This is a genomic window from Acidisarcina polymorpha (assembly GCF_003330725.1).
In the GTDB taxonomy this organism is placed as follows: Bacteria; Acidobacteriota; Terriglobia; order Terriglobales; family Acidobacteriaceae; genus Acidisarcina; species Acidisarcina polymorpha.
In genome coordinates, this window is sequence record NZ_CP030840.1 from 1,918,829 (window position 1) to 1,934,330 (window position 15,502).

The following is a 15,502-nucleotide window of genomic DNA, read 5'->3' on the forward strand; positions in this document are numbered from 1 at the left end:
CATAGGAATCTTGCAATCGCGGGGTTGAGTGTCCATTCGCCCGGTTGCCTTGTCCGGCTCTTGATGCAGCAAATTGGTACGTACGATCAGGCGGGGAGCGCCAGCTTTTGTCTATGATCCGTTGAAGATCGGTATCGGGCACATGAGTAAAACCGATGGGCAGGACACGGCGAATCGCCTCTCTGCAATTGTCGCGAATTCCCTGGACACCTCGGGATCAACGCACGATCTCGCGCGCCGGGCTTATCAAAGCCGTACGCAGTTCCACAGGTTGTTCCGAATCGTGGTTGAAGAAACTCCGGCAGCCATGCGACGGCGGCTCTTGTTGGAACGAGCAGCATATCAACTCGGGCATACCGGCATGTCTGTAACGGACATCGCCCTCGACGCCAATTATGGTTCGCTGGAGGCGTTTACTCGCGCTTTCCGAAAAGCTTTCCGAACCTCTCCCAGCATCTACCGGCGCATGCGCGTACCACATTCGCATTTGCCGACGCCCAACAAAATTCACTTTCTTGCCCCCGGTTCTTCAACAGAAGGAGGAAAAGACATGGATTTATTCGATCGTTTTGCCGGCAACGACTCCTGGCACACGCGGCGTTTGCTGGAATACGCGGGTACATTGACGGAGGAACAATTGGATCGGCCGCTGCCCACGGTCGTCGAGCTTCTGCCCTGGCGAGAGTCAAATAAAACTCTAAGGCAGCTATTAGAAAATATCATCTTCACCAAGGAAGTCTGGACCGCCGCGTTGTCCGGTGCGGAGATGGATATGAACGGCCCTCCCCAATCGCAACGTTCTCCGCAAGCAATGCTGCAACGGCTCGAAAAGACGGATGCAGAACTGCATCGTATTCTTGATAACGTCCGAACCCGCTCCAGCTGGGATGATACCTTCGTCGACGCCCTGTGCGAACCGGCCGAGACCTTCACGTACGGCGGCGTCTTCGCCCATATCATGACGTTCAACGCGCATCGCCGATTGATGGCCTTGGACGCTCTACGCCAACTCGGCGTCCAAACCGAAGGCTTCGGCGACCCCATGGAGTATGAAGAAAGTGTGTCGCCCTGGAGCGAGCGAGCCACCCTCGCTGCGCCATGAGAGAACACCCGCGCTGATTTTGAAGTCTCGGCAAGCGGCCGTCTTCTGGCCTAAATCAGGCAGTGCGGCTTCGTGATCGCCAACCTTTTATCTGAAGCGACGATCTGAAGCGACGATTCTGGTCTGGAGGGACGATGAGAACGGATTTACTGCGATTCAATGGCGCTCTCGAGCTAGACCCCTCCATCGAAGCGTGGATGCAAGAACATGCAGGTGAACTGGGAGCGATTGCACATCGCTGGTTCGAGGTGATGCGTCAGTGCGGGGACGAAGTCCGGGAGCTTTTGCATGATGGTTGTCCGGTGGCATGCTTGGGAGATGCCCCCTTCGGTTACGTCAACGTGTTCAGTTCGCACGTAAACGTTGGGTTCTTTCACGGCGCAGCGCTCCCGGACCCGGCCCGCTTGTTGCAAGGCTCCGGCAAGTTCATGCGTCATGTGAAATTGAAGCCCGAAACGGCCACGAACGCCGCGGCGTTAAGCGAGCTCATCGATGCGGCGTACTCGGATATAAAGATGCGTGTCGAACATGGCTAGTCAGAGAAGCGCCTCTTTTTGCTTTAGAATTGGTGCCTCCTAATCTATCGTTCGTTGTGACACAGGAGACCATCGATCATGCCCTTTGCATCCATCCCGAGGCTTGCTGCTGTAACCGCTTCCATCCTCTTCGGAGCCATTTCGTCCGGTCCGCTCTTCGCTCAGTCGGCCAGCCTTGCCGCTACCCCGCCGATGGGCTGGAATAGCTGGAACCACTTCGCTGACAAGGTCACCGGCGCCGACGTACGCGCGACCGCAGACATCCTCGTCTCGACCGGCATGAAAAACGCCGGCTACATCTACGTCAACATCGACGATACCTGGCAAGGCGAACGCGATGCGCAGGGAATGCTGCACGCCAACAGCAAATTTCCCGACATGAAAGCGCTCGCCGACTACGTCCACTCGAAAGGCCTGAAAATCGGAATCTATTCCTCGCCCGGTCCCAAAACCTGCGCGGGCTATGCCGGCAGCTATCAGCATGAAGAGCAGGACGCTCAACTCTACGCCAGTTGGGGCATCGACTATCTTAAGTACGACCTGTGCAGCTTTGGCGACATCCTCAAGAAGGAAGCTAACGGCGACCGCCAGAAGTACTTCGATCTCGAAAAGGCCGCCTACGACAAGATGCACAAAGCCCTGCTCGCAACCGGCCGTCCGATCGTCTTCAGTCTTTGCCAGTATGGCTTTCAGAACGTTTGGGAGTGGGGTCCCTCGGTCGGGGGAAACCTCTGGCGCACTACCGGCGACATCAACGACACCTACGACCGGATGTCCGTGATTGGCTTTGCTCAGTCTGGATTGGAGAAATACGCCGGACCCGGCCACTGGAACGATCCCGATATGCTTGAAGTAGGCAACGGCGGGATGACTGCGGACGAATACCGCACCCACATGACTCTCTGGGTCATGCTTGCCGCGCCGCTGCTTGCCGGCAACGACCTCAGCAAGATGACCCCCGAAACCTTGGCCACGCTCACCAACCGTCAGGTCATCGCCGTCGACCAGGATAAGCTCGGCAAGCAAGGGCATCGGGTTTCCGCCGTGGGACCACTCGAGATCTGGGAGAAACCGCTCAGCGGGGGAGCCAAGGCCGTCGCGCTCTTCAACCGCGGCGAATCCGCCAGTCCGATCACCTTATCGCTCAAGGACGTCGCCTTCAGCTCCGGTGCCAAGCTGCACGATCTTTGGTCCGACCAGGATGTCTCGGCCTCTAGCGGCAGCTATACCGCCCTGGTGCCTTCTCACGGAGCGGTTCTGCTGAAAGTGAGCAAATAGCGCGAAGTTCGATTTGGCGCTTGGGCCGGGTAGAAGGCTGCCGCGAGAACGAGGCTCTACCCGTTTCCCCATAACCATCGACATCCCGAATCAAACTCAAGGACAGTCTATGAGCAAAGAAGTTCACGACTCACTCGAAAGCTCCTCTCGCCGCGATTTCCTGCGCGTCGGCGCGATGAGCGCCGTCGCGGGCACGATCGCTGCCACTCCTTTACATGCCGCAAAATCAGCGGCATCGTCCTCTGGTAATGCGGACACGCAGGAGAGTGAGGAAACCAGATCGCCCCATGCCACCGTAATCGGCATGGCTTATGAGCGTTCGACTTCCCCGGATGGCCCAAGAATCGGGATCATCGGTGTCGGCGGCCGCGGCACCAGCCTGCTCGGTAATCTTCTCGGCGCCAACACCACCGTCCTCGCTGTCTGCGACGTAGTCCCTGAAAAAGCCAGCAACGCCAAAGGTCTGATCGAGAAAGCCGGCCAGAAATCACCCACTCTTTATACCGCCGGCGACCACGTCTTCGAAGCGCTCGTAGCCCGCGACGACCTCGACCTGGTTATCATCGCGACTCCCTGGAACTGGCACGTTGAGATGGCAGTCGCCGCCATGACTCACGGCAAACATGCAGCTGTCGAGGTTCCCGCGGCCACTACCATCGAGGACTGCTGGAAACTCGTCAACACCTCCGAACAAACCCGGCGCCATTGCACCATGCTCGAGAATTGTTGTTATGGCTATAACGAGACCCTGATTCTTCGCATGGCGCACGCCGGGCTCTTCGGCGATCTGCTCTATGGCGAGGGCGCCTATCTCCATGATCTTCGCGAGGAACTCTTCTCCGGTAAAGGCGAAGGCCTCTGGCGGCTCGCCGTCCATACCGAACGCGACGGCAACCTCTACCCCACTCATGGCCTCGGGCCGGTGGCCAACTATATGGGTATTCAGCGCGGCGATCGCTTCGACTATCTTGTCTCGATGAGCACACCCCAGCGCGGACTCGAGTTATACCGCAAGGACCACATCGATAAGTCCAATCCTCACTGGTCCGATCGCTACATCACCGGCGATCTCAACACCTCGCTGATCAAAACCGCCAATGGGCTCAACATTATCCTCAAGCACGACGTCTCCAATCCCCAGCCCTACAGCCGAGTCAACACAATTGCCGGCACTAAGGGTATCTTCACCGACTACCCGCCGCGCATTTACTTCGACGGTCAACAAGGAGAAGAAGCATGGGGGACGATCGATAAGTGGAAGGAATATCAACACCCACTCTGGAAAGAAGAAGGCGAGATAGCCAAGAAGCTCGGCGGCCATGGCGGCATGGATTACATCATGCTCTACCGCCTGCTCCAATGCATGAAACAAGGCCTGCCACCCGACATGGATGTCTATGATGCCGCTGCTTGGTCGGCACCCGGACCGTTGAGCCGCGTGTCCGTCGAGAACGGCAGCGCGCCGGTGAAGTTCCCCGACTTCACCCGCGGACACTGGAAAGATCGTGCCGCTTCCGCGATCGCGACCCAGACTTAGGCCGATAAGCCGTCACTGTACCTCTGCTCGAAGGAGCCTTTTACCGATGATGTTTCTGGACAATCCATTGGGCTTGTTTGTCGTCACTTTTCTGCTCCTATGGCTTGGCGCCGGGGTGGGTATTCTTCTACGCGGCGGCAGGCGGGAGCTTCCCGAGTCGATGCGCGAAGACTATGGCATCATTGTCGGCGCGACGTTGACCCTGCTTGGCCTGATCATCGGATTCACCTTCTCCATGGCCACCACTCGCTATGACCTTAGAAAAAACCTGGAAGAGGAAGAGGCCAACGCAATCGGGACCGAATACGTTCGCGCCGACTTCCTGCCGGCTCAGGATGCATCTCGCCTGCGAACCCTTCTGCGTCAATACACCGATCTGCGGATTGAGTTCTACAAGGCAGATCAGGACAAGCTTCCGCAGGTCAATCGATCCACAACCGGCATCCAGAACCAGCTATGGTCAGTTCTCGCCGCCTCTGCCAAGGCGAATCCCTCTCCGCTTGCTGCAGTCGCCGCTACCGGCATGAACGACGTACTGAATTCACAGGGGTATACCCAGGCAGCCTGGTGGAATCGCATTCCGAAGGCGGCCTGGGCGCTCCTGTACATCATCGCCATCGTGTCGAACGTGTTATTAGGCTATGGCGCTCATGGCAAGGCTCTCGCTCTCTCGCTGGTCCTGCCGCTCCTTGTATCAATTTCCTTCCTGCTGATCTCGGACATCGATAGTCCGCGCGGCGGCATTATCCGGGTGCAGCCTCAAAATCTGGCGGCGCTGGCTGACAGCCTCAAAGCGCCATAATCGAACAGACCGGAAGTTTGAACGATGCTCCGCCGCAGCCTGCCATGCGGGAGCAAGGAGGACCCATAGCTTCAACAATCCCGGCTCACCACCTTCAATAAAAAAGGTAGAATGCAGACACCGTGACCACTGAAAGTTCCCCTCAGGTGGCATCGCCAACGCCGCCGCCCTCGAAGCTCCCAGGGCTCGCCTTGGCTAGTTTCCAGGGCGGTCGCGGCGGTAACCCTCTGCTGAACATCCTCGCTGCCGCGGTGGTCGTCCTCCTCGTGATCGGGGCTTATGTCTACTTTGGAGAAAAGCCTCCAGTGGCTGCCGGAGAAGTGGCGCATCTCACCGCCTATCCTGTTCACCGAGTCTCCAACAGTGCCCTCGAAGCAACCCCAGCGGCCGCCAAGGTCGAGCAGACCTTTGACCAGATCGTGGTCGTCGCTGAAGTACGGCTTCACAATCGCAGCCATGGACCACTTTTTCTCTCCGATATGTCCGCCGTGCTCAGCCTTCCGGGCGAAGAACAGCGTAGTCTGGCTGCCAACCCTACCGACTTCAACCGGGTCTTTGTCGCCTATCCCGATCTTGTCCCTATAAAACAACCACCACTGCTTCGCGACACCACCATTCCCGCCGGTGGCTCGGTTGAAGGGGAGTTGGTCTTCAACTACCCGATCACCAAGCAACAATGGGACCTGCGCCGTTCGCTCGACATCACCATCTCCTTCCTTCATCAGAAGGATCTAGTCCTGACCGCTCCCCAGTAGAGGGAGGTCGGCGTTCGACGGGAAAGGTGAGCGGCGCTGGGTGGGCTACCTACCGCACCGGGCAGGAGTTCGGCGGATAGCGCGTCCTAGCAACGACTACCCATCCATCGTCGGCGCCCTGATGTGTCGCGCAGTGGGTATCGTGGATACCGGCGGCAAAGTGAACATCGCCGGGCCGGTGCTCATTGGGTGACGGAATATAAGCCTGACCGTAAGCGAAGACTGCATCTCCGGTCTGGGCAGTCACCTTACCGTCAAGCTCATCGTTGGTGACGATCTCAACGAGCAGACTCCGTCCGTCCTCAGTAGGCGCAGTGAGGCTGAGAACCTGGTGTCCGCCATGGTGAGTACGCGCGCTCGAATGCTGCGAAAACGAGGGGCGGGTCGCGGTTCCGCAGACCATCACGTTATCAAGGTGGGCCTCGCCATTTCCCTGGTAGGAACTCATGTTGGCGCCGATGAAGCTGACCAGGTTGCGATTGACCGCGCCCGTACAAGCGTCAGGCACCGGCCGCGTTCCCCCAATCGCCGCCACCGGCCAAGCCAGAACTAGAGTGAAAACCGCGCCTCTCATCGTGTCCATCTCTCAAGCACTTTCTTCCCCGTGAACTCCTCGTGGCCCCACAACTCCCGCTATGGCGTCACTGGCTGGGGCGCATTCTTTGGCGCGGAGACATAGCCCACAATCTGGTTCTTGTTCACGTTGTTCACGACCAATTCAAACAGCATCTTGTCTTTGCCTGTGTAGAACTGCACCGGCTCATTCAGACCTTTGTCTTTCTTCTCGATCTGCTTGTCGTCCGCGATGACCACCAGGGTGTAGCGGTTCTTCTTCGGATCCGCTTTCTTCAACAACAGACTCACCGTCGAAACCGGCTGCGGCTTCTTGTCCTTGTTCAGCGTGAATTCGTAGTAGTTCCGGTCGCCTTTGTGTTTGAGGATCTCAAGTTCATCGTGGTTCGTCGCGATTAACCCGCTCTGCACCCCGAGATCGCCCTTCATGCTCTGCAGCTGCGCTTGGGTCGTCTTGAGTTCAGTTTTAGTGGCTTCGACATCCGTCTTCACCCCGCCAACATCGGTCTTGACGCTCGAAACTGCGCTCGAAACCGCGCCAATCTGCTGGGTCGCCGCCTGGCTCGCAGCCGCCTGCTCGCTCTCCAGACGCTTGGCATCCGCCTCCTGGCGGCGAATCAGGTCTTGCGCCCGCGTCTCCAGTTGCTTCTGCGTCAGACCAACCGCATGGCCCAATTCCTGCGTCTCTACCTTCAACTGCGTATTGGTCTGATCGAGCGCCGCGCTTAGCTTGTCATTCTGCGCTTGTGCCGCCGATAAGGCCGCCTCTGACTTCGCGAGTCGGGAAGACAGCGTATAGCTCCAAATCAAGCCGCCGATCGACGCCAGAAACGCGACTGCCACAATTGCAAGAAAAGCTCCCGAATAACTCCGTTCTACTACCGGCTCGACTGGTGTGTCATTCATCGATGTTTCTTCCCTTCATTGCAACGAATACTCAGATTTCAAGATACGCGAGGGTAGCGCGCTTCTTCAGAGACGGCAAGCGCCTGCTAAAAGTCCACACCCAGGCATATGCCCGAGGCCCGTAAACTGATGCCCACTAGTGAAAAATGGAGAGGCTATCAGTAAATGGAGAGGTTGTCCTGGAAATGGACCGGGCATCCTGGGACATCTGGCCGTCTGTCGCTGAGCCGAAACCCCCCGTCATCTAAAATAGACTGGTGGAATCAGCGGATGTAGTTATTGCCGGAGCCGGCATCATCGGGCTCTCGCTCGCACTCGACCTCGCCGCGCATGGCCTGCGCGTCACCGTCCTCGAGCGGGCCCGAGCCATGGCGGAGGCCTCCTGGGCGGCCGCCGGCATGCTGGCCGCGAACGATCCCGAAAATCCTTTCCAGCTTCGGGAACTCAGCCAGCGAAGTGCGCACGAATACCCTGCGTGGCTCGCACAGATAGAACAGCTCTCGGGTAGAAAAGTCCCGTTCCGCACCCAAACTACGCTGCAGGCTTTTGCCTACGGCGAAGCTCCCGCCCAAACCGCTCTTACTGCTCCGGAACTCCGACGGCTCGTGCCCGATCTTATCGCTGGAAATCTTACCTTTATTCGCCTCGACGAACGAAGCCTCGATCCGCGTGATCTGTGCGCGGCGCTGCCCCTCGCCGCCAAAGCCGCCGGGGTCAAGCTGATCGAGAACGCCTCGGTCATCTCCATCAGCCCTGAAGAAAACCAGGTCACCGTCCAAACTCCAGCGACCCCTATTGTTGCCGCCCACTTCATCAATTGCGCCGGAGCCTGGGCTCCATCTCCCGCTCTCGGCCGCTTCTCCCCGGCCAATCCGGCCGTCACTCCGTGCAAGGGCCAGATGACGACCGTTCGCCTGAAAGATCAGCAGAACCTGCTCATCGTCCTGCGCACACCAGGCTTCTATGTTGTTCCCCGAGGCGACGGCCGAGTCACCATCGGCGCAACCGTCGAAGACTGTGGCTTCGACAAAACTGTCCAGCCTCAGGCCATTGCCCGGCTCCTTCAGTCCGCGGCCCGGCTTTGGCCGCCCATCGCCCATGCTGAAGTATTCGAGTCCTGGGCCGGACTGCGCCCTGCCTCCGCAGACCTCCTTCCGCTCCTCGGCCAGATGGGCCATCCGCGTTGCTGGATCGCCACCGGACACTTTCGCAATGGGATCCTCCTCGCTCCCGGCACTGCCAGCGTCCTTTCCCAGTTGGTACGCGGAACAGTACCTGAAATCGACCTCACTCCCTTTGATCCCGCCCGTTTTGGATCCGGGAATACCCGTCCCCTCGACCGGCTTGTCCCACGCTCAAGTGACAAGCCCGCAACTGCTGCGCTATAAATCAAAGATCGCCCGGCGAATGGCTAGCTCGCCGGGAAACGCGAGGCAAAAGTTTCACATCGCAGCCAGAGTCATAACAAGTTGCCCGGACTCAGCGCCGGGCGCCGAAGACCAACAAGCGACATGCAAAAGATCAAGAGGAGAACTACAGAATGGCGACCGCGGTAGCAGCCAAGGGACTCGAAGGAATTGTCGCGGCAAACTCCGCCATTTGCTGGATCGATGGCGAAGCCGGCGTTCTCGCCTATCGCGGCATCGATATCCACGAGCTCGCTCCTAAGTCGACCTTCGAGGAAACCGCTTATTTGCTCTGGTTCGGCAAGCTTCCCAACCAGGCCGAACTCGCAGGTTTCAACCAGAGGCTCACCGAAGCGCGCACTTTGCCACCTGAAATCATCGCGCTCCTAAAAAGCTTCCCGAAATCGGCCACGCCGATGGAAGTCCTTCGCACTGCTGTCTCCGCGCTCAGCATGTACGACTCCGATGAGAAGGCCGTCGACCACGAGTCGAATGTCCGCAAGAGCTTCTCCTTGACCGCCCAGATCGCGATGCTGGTGGCCTATTACGACCGCATCCGCAAGGGCCTCGATCTGCCCGCGCCCGACCCTTCGCTCTCGCACGCCGGCAACTTTGTGTGGATGCTCACGGGCGAGAAGCCCTCCGCGACCGCGACCAAGACGCTTGACGTCGCCCTCATCCTCCACGCCGACCATGAGCTCAACGCCTCAACCTTCGCCGCCCGGGTCATCGCTGCGACCCTGTCGGATGTCCACTCCGCGATTACCGGAGCGATCGGCGCCCTCAAAGGGCCACTGCACGGCGGCGCCAATGAAAACGTCATGCGTCTGCTCTTCGCTATCGACAAAGAGGCCAAACTGTCCGGCGCCGACCCTGTCCGGCACGGCCTCGATTATGTCGCCTCCATGCTCGCTCGCAAAGAGAAGGTCCCGGGCTGCGGCCATCGCGTCTATAAGACCGAAGATCCTCGCGCCACCCATCTGCGCACGATGTCCGAAGATCTTGGCAAATCCAGGGGCGACTCCAAATGGTTCGACATGTCTCGCGCCATTGAGCAGTACGTGAAGAAGGAGAAGAAGCTCAACGCGAACGTCGACTTCTACTCCGCCTCGACCTACACCATGTTGGGCATCGACATCGACCTCTTCACACCCATCTTCGCCGTAAGCCGAATCGCCGGATGGGCCGCGCACGTGATTGAACAGCTCGACGACAACCGGCTGATTCGCCCAAGGGCTGAATACATCGGCCCAGAGTATCCAGTAGCGTATGTCCCGCTAGCCCAGCGCTGAACCCAAGTCGCATGAACAGTCGACTCCCGGATTGCCACCGCTCCATTTGGCGGTGCATTCGAGAGAGTTGAGGACGCCCGCTACCGCGGGGGCGGCGGAGCTGGATGATACGACTCAACCGTCAGCAAGTTTCCGACAATGCCTCGCTCTTCGGGGCTGAGCCCGCTGTATTTGGACGAGTTCAACTCGGACTGCCTTAGTCCTGGCGGCACATTGCGCAAACTTCGAATTGCGTCCCTCATGACCTGCTGCCGCTGGGGAGGCAGCTGACCAAGTCGCACTGCCGAGCCGCGGATCTGCTGCTGTTGCGTTGGCGGCAGCCGCTCGATGTTCTCGACCCGCTCGAGCGTCCGCTCGCGCTGGTCGGGGGGCATCCGGTTGACCTGGTTCAATCGCTGGGTCAAGCGTTGCTGCTGTTCGGGCGGCAGCCGATTGAAACCCGGCTCCTGCTGGAGCTTACGCGCCTGTTCCTGCGGAGATAGTCCCTGATTGTGTTGCAGCCATTCATTCAAATGCTGCTGACTGGGCGGCCGGGACTGGTTCCCAGGCCGAGCCGGAGGACCCGAGCGCCCCGCTCCGGCTGGAGGGTGCGAGGGTGCCGAGGCATGAGCAGATGGAGGAGGCGATGAATGCCCATGCTGCCCCAGGGCGGACAGGCAGGCCACACCCAACAGAGTCCACAGGGCAATACCAACTCGGGCTGAGCGCAGAAAAGACAAGCGATAAGCCCTGGGGGATGACACAACCGCGCGCTCGGAGGCTGGACATGGCTCTCCTTCCGTGCCGCGCGTACCGAATCCTGCTCGGAATGTCATCTCTTTCCCCTAAACCGGAGTTCCGCCGTCTCCCATAAATGCTGCGAAATAAAAGCTGCGTCGTGAACTCCGGGGTCAACTCATCGAGTAACGCGGGCTCCGCCATCTTAACCGCAGACTACCCAGCGATCATCGCAATTCGCCCCTACCGCCTCAATCATTCGTTGGCGAGGAAGACGACGCGCCCGAATCCTGATCTTGTTGATCGACCGTCTGATCGACCGTATCCAGCTGCTGAAATACCTGCTCATTGCCATCCAAAGACTGCAGGTCCCGCACCGTCGCCGATTCCTGGAACTGGTGTGCATGCTGCCATGCCAGATCGGCATACGCGCCGCCGCTCAGCACCAGGATCGTGGCCAACGCGCCCGCCATCAGCGGCTGCATCCGGAAATTGCTGCCGTACATCCAGCGTGCCTTCAGCCGTTCCAGAAACCCGGCTGGCTGGCCCTGCTGCTCGGCCCGCAGCCGAGCCAACAGCTTCGCGTCGAAGAACGGATTCACCTCCGGCGCTACCCACTCGTCCATCATCTCCATCGTTTGCCGAAGCTCGGCTAATTCGCGCTCGCATTCGGCGCACTCCGCCAAATGACGGCGTTCCTCCGTGGACACCGCTTGCGGATCGAGCAGCAGATCCGCCATTTTCAACTTTATCTTTTGGCAGTTCATAAATCCCCCAGCCAGACCGCTATTTGTCCGATTCATCCTTGGCCACAAAATCCTTGAGCCGCTCGCGCAGCGTCTGATAAGCGCGAAACAGCAAAGACTTGGTTGCAGATTCGCTCAGCTTCAGAACCTCGCCGATCTGCTTGTAGTCCATTCCTTGATACTTGTGCATTAGCACCGCAGCCCGCTGCCGCTCGGGCAACGCCAGCACATGCTGGCGGATCGCATTCATCCGCTCGTCCTTGACCATCTCCAACTCGATCGTCGGCCGGCTGTCGGCGACATCGGGTGTCGTTCCCGTTTCCGGATCGGGCTGGTCGAGGTAAATATTCTGAGCCGCCCGTTCGTATCTGGTGTCGCGGGCGTAGTTCACTCCCAGATTGGTCGCGATGCGGTAGAGCCAGGTGGTAAACTTCGCCTCCGCCCGGTAGCTCTCCCTTGAGCGGTACACTCGCAGGAAAACCTCTTGCGCCAACTCCTCGGCGACCGCCTGATTGCGGACCATGCGAAACATGAAGCTCACGATCGGCCGGCGATACTTCTCCAGGAGGTAAGTGAAGCCTGCATCTTCTCCGGCACTGACGCGGAGCATGATCTCAGCATCGCTAAGCGTGCTCCAGTCAACCATGGCGGTCGGATGCGCGTGACTGCCCATCAGCCTCTCAGATGGCGCAGTGTGAAATGACGGCGGATTGAGAACGATGGTTGCCATGCTTGTACCAACCCCGGTGTAGGCCTAAGGTTGCGGGAAATCCCGGTATCCCCGCGGGGATTCAGGCGCTTCCCATAAGAGAACTTGGTTCTTGAGAATACGATGCGCAGACTTAACGATTTGGAGGGAAAGCAGAGCATGGCTTGGCTCTTCAGTGTACCTTCTGACCAGCAAAGCGGTCGATATCGGGCACGTCTGCAGGATTCCATCGACGCCCCCGCTCCGTTGGCAAAGGACTTCTGCGGATGCTACTCTTAACCTAGCTCTTCCCATCGGCGACGAAGGGTTCTCAGAGGGCGCATAACTCAGCGGTAGAGTGCCACCTTCACACGGTGGAAGTCGTAGGTTCGAATCCTGCTGCGCCCACCATATCCCATCAACGACTTAGCGAGTGTGATCTGGGAACAGGATCACATTTCTGGGAACAATTTGGGAACATAGGGTCTTACCTGGGTTCCGTCCTTGTCGCGGCTGAGTAAATGGTCGACAGCCTTCTGCTGGGCGACCCGCTTCTTGTCCATTGCTGCATGGGTGTAGATTTCCATAGTGGTGCTCACCTTAGCGTGTCTCATTAGCTCCTCCCACTTTTCGGGCCATAGGCTGGAGGATTTTCTGGCAGATACTGTCAGGCCAGACGGGAATCTCGCCGAATTTTTGATAACTGGCGAATCGCCAATGCGTATTCCTTGGCTGGCTATGCTGGAAACGTGCCTCGGCCTGGAGTTGTCAATCGACAACACTTGGCCCTGCCGCTAGTATCCGGGGTCGATAATGCACTTCGGTTGTCAGCTGAGTTTTTCGGAGCTCTGTCCGCAAAAAGTCATCTCCATGGGCTATCACGCAGCCCACTTTTCGAATCGGTGCATGATCTCCATGAGCTTGCATCCCAAAAGGATGAGAGAACCCCACAACAGGAACGGGACGCCATAGAGTAGGAGATCCTTGCGCGATCGGGCTAACTCAAAGACCCGCACCTTCACGATCGCGTATACGTTCGCTGAAAGATAAGTAACGACCAAACAGGTTACTACGAAGTAATACATCTTGTGGCTTCTCCTTGTACCGTGGAACGCCGCTCCGGTTATGAAGGTCGCGCCAAATACGATGTTTCCTCTTGGACGGAGCGCGCAGTGGCGACGACCGAGCCGCCTCCACTGCGCTCGCTATTGCATCCAGCGCGCCATGATAATGGGAGTCATTGAAGGCCGTTCTCGATGAACAGCACCCTGCTGGATGGTCGATGCCCTAGAGTTGAGACCATCCTCCGTCGACCGGAAGTTCGGCGCCGGTAGTGAAGGTCGCATCAAACGCCAGGAAGAGGACCGCCTTCGCGATTTCCTCCGACGTCCCCCAGCGCTTCATTGGGACCATACCAATCATCTTCTCCCTAATCTGAGCGGCTGCCTCACCGGGAAACGCCTTTTCGACGATCGGCGTGTCGATGGGACCGGGCGCGACCGCGTTGACGCGAATCTCGAGAGGAATCAACTCAGCAGCCAGCGTCCGAGCGAATGATCGCAGCGCGGCCTTGGCGGCGCCGTATGTGGCGTTGCCTGCCATTCCCTTGACGTTGGCGATCGAGGTCGTGAGGACGACAGAGCCTCCCCGGTTAATGAGCGGCGCGAGATTCTGCACTGCGAAAAGCGGTCCCTTGGCGTTCAGGTTGAACATCTCGTCGTAGATGGCCTCGGTGATACTCTCGAGAGGCGATCGGATGCTGAACCCGGCGTTGACGAACAGCAAGTCGATGGTGTCGAACTCAGCCTTCACCCGAGGGGTCAGTGCGTCGAGGTCCGTCAACGACCGTGCGTCGCTCGAAACTACGATGGCCTCATTCCCAAGCTCTCTCTGCGCCGATTCCAGGCCTTCCTTCGAGTGGCCCGTCACCACGACACGCGCGCCTCCATCAAGTAGCATCTTCGCCGTAGCGAGCCCCATGCCGCTCGTGCCGCCGATGATTACCACTTTTTTACCTTCGTATCGTTTCATCTGAATTCTCCTTGCGAATAGTTGTTGTTCGTTTTGTCGCCGTGATTCCAAATTAAGGAAGTGGCGATGTTGTTTTGCGTCCAGCGACGCGCCGATCAGCGCTCCTTCTAGACCCGGCGTTCAAGGATGCTGGGTTAAGACAAGTCCACGCCGGAGACCTTGACGACAGCCTTCCACGCGGCTTCCTGGCTGGCGCGATCGTGGAGGTGTGGGTGGCGCTGCGCCTCAATAGGGCCTGAGAACTTCCCTTGAGCCGAGGCGAAGAATTGCCCTGAGACGTCGGTTCCAAACTCCGACGCCTGGAGGTACCGACGGGCCGCGGTCTCCGGCGTCTGATTCATGCCGGGAATGAGGTTCACGATTGGGATAAACAGATACTTCAACAACGGGCCTGCGTTTCGCGCCACCTTCGTGTCGGTCGCCCCGCCCGGCGATACGGCGTACACGGCCATGCCGGAGGGCAGCCGGCGGGCCAGCGCCGCGGACCACCAAGCGATGATGAGCTTCGCGTCAGCATACGCATTGTTGGGCACGTACTTCACGTTCGGCCCGTTGCGGAGCAGGGCTTCCACAGCCGCAATTCGGTCACCCTGGTAGTATTTGGCCGCGAAGGCTGGCACGTCGGTGTACTTGAACATGGGTACGCCCCCGCGGGCAGGCTCCGCACCGGCGATAACAATCCGCGCGTTGGGGCTCAGCAGGTTGGCGCGGAGCAATCCGACAGTCAGTTGATGATGGCCAATCAGCGGGGCCTGAGAAGCCTCAAAGCCCGCCGCAGTGATCACGCGCTTCTTGGTTGGGACCAATCCGGCATTGAGCAGTAGGAAATCGATCGTCCGCTCTCGCTTGACCAGCGAGGCGAGGGCGGCCTGAACGTTGGCCGGCGTGTTCAGTTCCAGCTCAAGCGGCGTGAATATCACTGTTTTGTTCTCAGCCGCGAGTTGAGAGGCCGCTTGCTGGGCCCCCTCCAGGCTGCGCCCGGTGACGATGATCTCGTACCAGCCTTCTTTGGCCAGCAGGCCGGCTGCTGCATAACCCAGCCCGGAGGTGGCGCCAGTGACGAGAGCGAGCGACTTTTTCATGACTTGCTCCTTGGTGAAAGGGGAAGGTAGCCCCGGAAGGGCACGAGGCCA

17 protein-coding genes and 1 tRNA gene are annotated in these 15,502 nt (G+C 58.9%); 9 read left to right on the forward strand and 9 right to left on the reverse strand.

All coding sequences use genetic code 11. From position 1 onward, the window contains the following. Positions 1-142 precede the first annotated feature (142 nt). From ACPOL_RS08325 to ACPOL_RS08350, 6 genes are all read left to right on the forward strand, one after another. Positions 143-1,102, forward strand: coding sequence for a helix-turn-helix domain-containing protein (locus ACPOL_RS08325; RefSeq protein WP_114206640.1), 960 nt, complete (start codon positions 143-145; stop codon positions 1,100-1,102). Between the two features lie 134 nt (positions 1,103-1,236). Further along, on the forward strand, positions 1,237-1,638 hold the full coding sequence (locus ACPOL_RS08330) for a DUF1801 domain-containing protein (protein WP_114206641.1): 402 nt from the start codon (positions 1,237-1,239) through the stop codon (positions 1,636-1,638). Between the two features lie 78 nt (positions 1,639-1,716). Beyond that, entirely contained in the window at positions 1,717-2,916 is a 1,200-nt protein-coding gene (locus ACPOL_RS08335) for a glycoside hydrolase family 27 protein (RefSeq protein WP_114206642.1), read from the forward strand. A 109-nt stretch (positions 2,917-3,025) separates the two neighbouring features. Beyond that, positions 3,026-4,453 carry a Gfo/Idh/MocA family protein gene (locus tag ACPOL_RS08340; RefSeq protein WP_114206643.1) on the forward strand — a complete coding sequence of 476 codons (1,428 nt, stop codon included), beginning with the start codon at positions 3,026-3,028 and terminating at the stop codon, positions 4,451-4,453. Positions 4,454-4,499: 46 nt separating this feature from the next. Next, a complete protein-coding gene (locus ACPOL_RS08345; RefSeq protein WP_114206644.1) occupies positions 4,500-5,255 on the forward strand; it encodes a bestrophin-like domain in 756 nt (251 codons plus the stop codon). A gap of 122 nt (positions 5,256-5,377) precedes the next feature. Further along, a complete protein-coding gene (locus ACPOL_RS08350) occupies positions 5,378-6,010 on the forward strand; it encodes a hypothetical protein (protein WP_150132939.1) in 633 nt (210 codons plus the stop codon). A gap of 49 nt (positions 6,011-6,059) precedes the next feature. On the opposite strand, the gene ACPOL_RS08355 is transcribed toward ACPOL_RS08350, so the two are convergent. Both ACPOL_RS08355 and ACPOL_RS08360 read right to left on the reverse strand, forming a co-directional pair. Then, positions 6,060-6,593 carry a hypothetical protein gene (locus tag ACPOL_RS08355; RefSeq protein WP_114206646.1) on the reverse strand — a complete coding sequence of 178 codons (534 nt, stop codon included), beginning with the start codon at positions 6,591-6,593 and terminating at the stop codon, positions 6,060-6,062. Positions 6,594-6,643: 50 nt separating this feature from the next. Further along, positions 6,644-7,489, reverse strand: coding sequence for a hypothetical protein (locus tag ACPOL_RS08360; protein ID WP_114206647.1), 846 nt, complete (start codon positions 7,487-7,489; stop codon positions 6,644-6,646). A 257-nt stretch (positions 7,490-7,746) separates the two neighbouring features. Between ACPOL_RS08360 and ACPOL_RS08365 the strand changes: the two genes are divergently transcribed. Then, positions 7,747-8,877, forward strand: a complete 1,131-nt coding sequence (locus tag ACPOL_RS08365) for an NAD(P)/FAD-dependent oxidoreductase (RefSeq protein WP_114206648.1) — start codon at positions 7,747-7,749, stop codon at positions 8,875-8,877. A gap of 152 nt (positions 8,878-9,029) precedes the next feature. After that, positions 9,030-10,187, forward strand: a complete 1,158-nt coding sequence (locus ACPOL_RS08370) for a citrate synthase (RefSeq protein ID WP_114206649.1) — start codon at positions 9,030-9,032, stop codon at positions 10,185-10,187. An 80-nt stretch (positions 10,188-10,267) separates the two neighbouring features. On the opposite strand, the gene ACPOL_RS36090 is transcribed toward ACPOL_RS08370, so the two are convergent. The 3 genes from ACPOL_RS36090 to ACPOL_RS08385 form a co-directional block, all read right to left on the reverse strand. Further along, entirely contained in the window at positions 10,268-11,002 is a 735-nt protein-coding gene (locus ACPOL_RS36090; RefSeq protein ID WP_114206650.1) for a DUF3106 domain-containing protein, read from the reverse strand. A gap of 153 nt (positions 11,003-11,155) precedes the next feature. Further along, positions 11,156-11,644: a hypothetical protein gene (locus ACPOL_RS08380; RefSeq protein ID WP_150132940.1), complete on the reverse strand. Its 489-nt coding sequence runs from the start codon at positions 11,642-11,644 to the stop codon at positions 11,156-11,158. Between the two features lie 46 nt (positions 11,645-11,690). Then, on the reverse strand, positions 11,691-12,380 hold the full coding sequence (locus tag ACPOL_RS08385) for an RNA polymerase sigma factor (RefSeq protein ID WP_114206652.1): 690 nt from the start codon (positions 12,378-12,380) through the stop codon (positions 11,691-11,693). Positions 12,381-12,674: 294 nt separating this feature from the next. Between ACPOL_RS08385 and ACPOL_RS08390 the strand changes: the two genes are divergently transcribed. Continuing rightward, positions 12,675-12,749, forward strand: a tRNA-Val gene (locus ACPOL_RS08390). Positions 12,750-12,790: 41 nt separating this feature from the next. On the opposite strand, the gene ACPOL_RS33480 is transcribed toward ACPOL_RS08390, so the two are convergent. From ACPOL_RS33480 to ACPOL_RS08405, 4 genes are all read right to left on the reverse strand, one after another. After that, positions 12,791-12,952 carry a hypothetical protein gene (locus tag ACPOL_RS33480; RefSeq protein WP_161557257.1) on the reverse strand — a complete coding sequence of 54 codons (162 nt, stop codon included), beginning with the start codon at positions 12,950-12,952 and terminating at the stop codon, positions 12,791-12,793. A gap of 264 nt (positions 12,953-13,216) precedes the next feature. Beyond that, entirely contained in the window at positions 13,217-13,423 is a 207-nt protein-coding gene (locus ACPOL_RS08395) for a hypothetical protein (protein WP_114206653.1), read from the reverse strand. Positions 13,424-13,625: 202 nt separating this feature from the next. After that, on the reverse strand, positions 13,626-14,369 hold the full coding sequence (locus tag ACPOL_RS08400; protein ID WP_114206654.1) for an SDR family oxidoreductase: 744 nt from the start codon (positions 14,367-14,369) through the stop codon (positions 13,626-13,628). 134 nt (positions 14,370-14,503) lie between these two features. Next, positions 14,504-15,451 (reverse strand): SDR family NAD(P)-dependent oxidoreductase, encoded by a 948-nt coding sequence (locus ACPOL_RS08405; RefSeq protein ID WP_114206655.1) that lies wholly within the window; start codon positions 15,449-15,451, stop codon positions 14,504-14,506. Between the last annotated feature and the right edge of the window lie 51 nt (positions 15,452-15,502).

What these genes read in the sequence shown, in the direction of transcription:
- ACPOL_RS08325 (WP_114206640.1), top strand. Translation starts at nt 143, where the DNA reads ATGAGTAAAACCGATGGGCAGGACACGGCGAATCGCCTCTCTGCAATT.
- ACPOL_RS08330 (WP_114206641.1), top strand. Translation starts at nt 1,237, where the DNA reads ATGAGAACGGATTTACTGCGATTCAATGGCGCTCTCGAGCTAGACCCC.
- ACPOL_RS08335 (WP_114206642.1), top strand. Translation starts at nt 1,717, where the DNA reads ATGCCCTTTGCATCCATCCCGAGGCTTGCTGCTGTAACCGCTTCCATC.
- ACPOL_RS08340 (WP_114206643.1), top strand. Translation starts at nt 3,026, where the DNA reads ATGAGCAAAGAAGTTCACGACTCACTCGAAAGCTCCTCTCGCCGCGAT.
- ACPOL_RS08345 (WP_114206644.1), top strand. Translation starts at nt 4,500, where the DNA reads ATGATGTTTCTGGACAATCCATTGGGCTTGTTTGTCGTCACTTTTCTG.
- ACPOL_RS08355 (WP_114206646.1), bottom strand. Translation starts at nt 6,593, where the DNA reads ATGGACACGATGAGAGGCGCGGTTTTCACTCTAGTTCTGGCTTGGCCG.
- ACPOL_RS08360 (WP_114206647.1), bottom strand. Translation starts at nt 7,489, where the DNA reads ATGAATGACACACCAGTCGAGCCGGTAGTAGAACGGAGTTATTCGGGA.
- ACPOL_RS08370 (WP_114206649.1), top strand. Translation starts at nt 9,030, where the DNA reads ATGGCGACCGCGGTAGCAGCCAAGGGACTCGAAGGAATTGTCGCGGCA.
- ACPOL_RS36090 (WP_114206650.1), bottom strand. Translation starts at nt 11,002, where the DNA reads ATGACATTCCGAGCAGGATTCGGTACGCGCGGCACGGAAGGAGAGCCA.
- ACPOL_RS08380 (WP_150132940.1), bottom strand. Translation starts at nt 11,644, where the DNA reads ATGGCGGATCTGCTGCTCGATCCGCAAGCGGTGTCCACGGAGGAACGC.
- ACPOL_RS08385 (WP_114206652.1), bottom strand. Translation starts at nt 12,380, where the DNA reads ATGGCAACCATCGTTCTCAATCCGCCGTCATTTCACACTGCGCCATCT.
- ACPOL_RS33480 (WP_161557257.1), bottom strand. Translation starts at nt 12,952, where the DNA reads ATGAGACACGCTAAGGTGAGCACCACTATGGAAATCTACACCCATGCA.
- ACPOL_RS08395 (WP_114206653.1), bottom strand. Translation starts at nt 13,423, where the DNA reads ATGTATTACTTCGTAGTAACCTGTTTGGTCGTTACTTATCTTTCAGCG.
- ACPOL_RS08400 (WP_114206654.1), bottom strand. Translation starts at nt 14,369, where the DNA reads ATGAAACGATACGAAGGTAAAAAAGTGGTAATCATCGGCGGCACGAGC.
- ACPOL_RS08405 (WP_114206655.1), bottom strand. Translation starts at nt 15,451, where the DNA reads ATGAAAAAGTCGCTCGCTCTCGTCACTGGCGCCACCTCCGGGCTGGGT.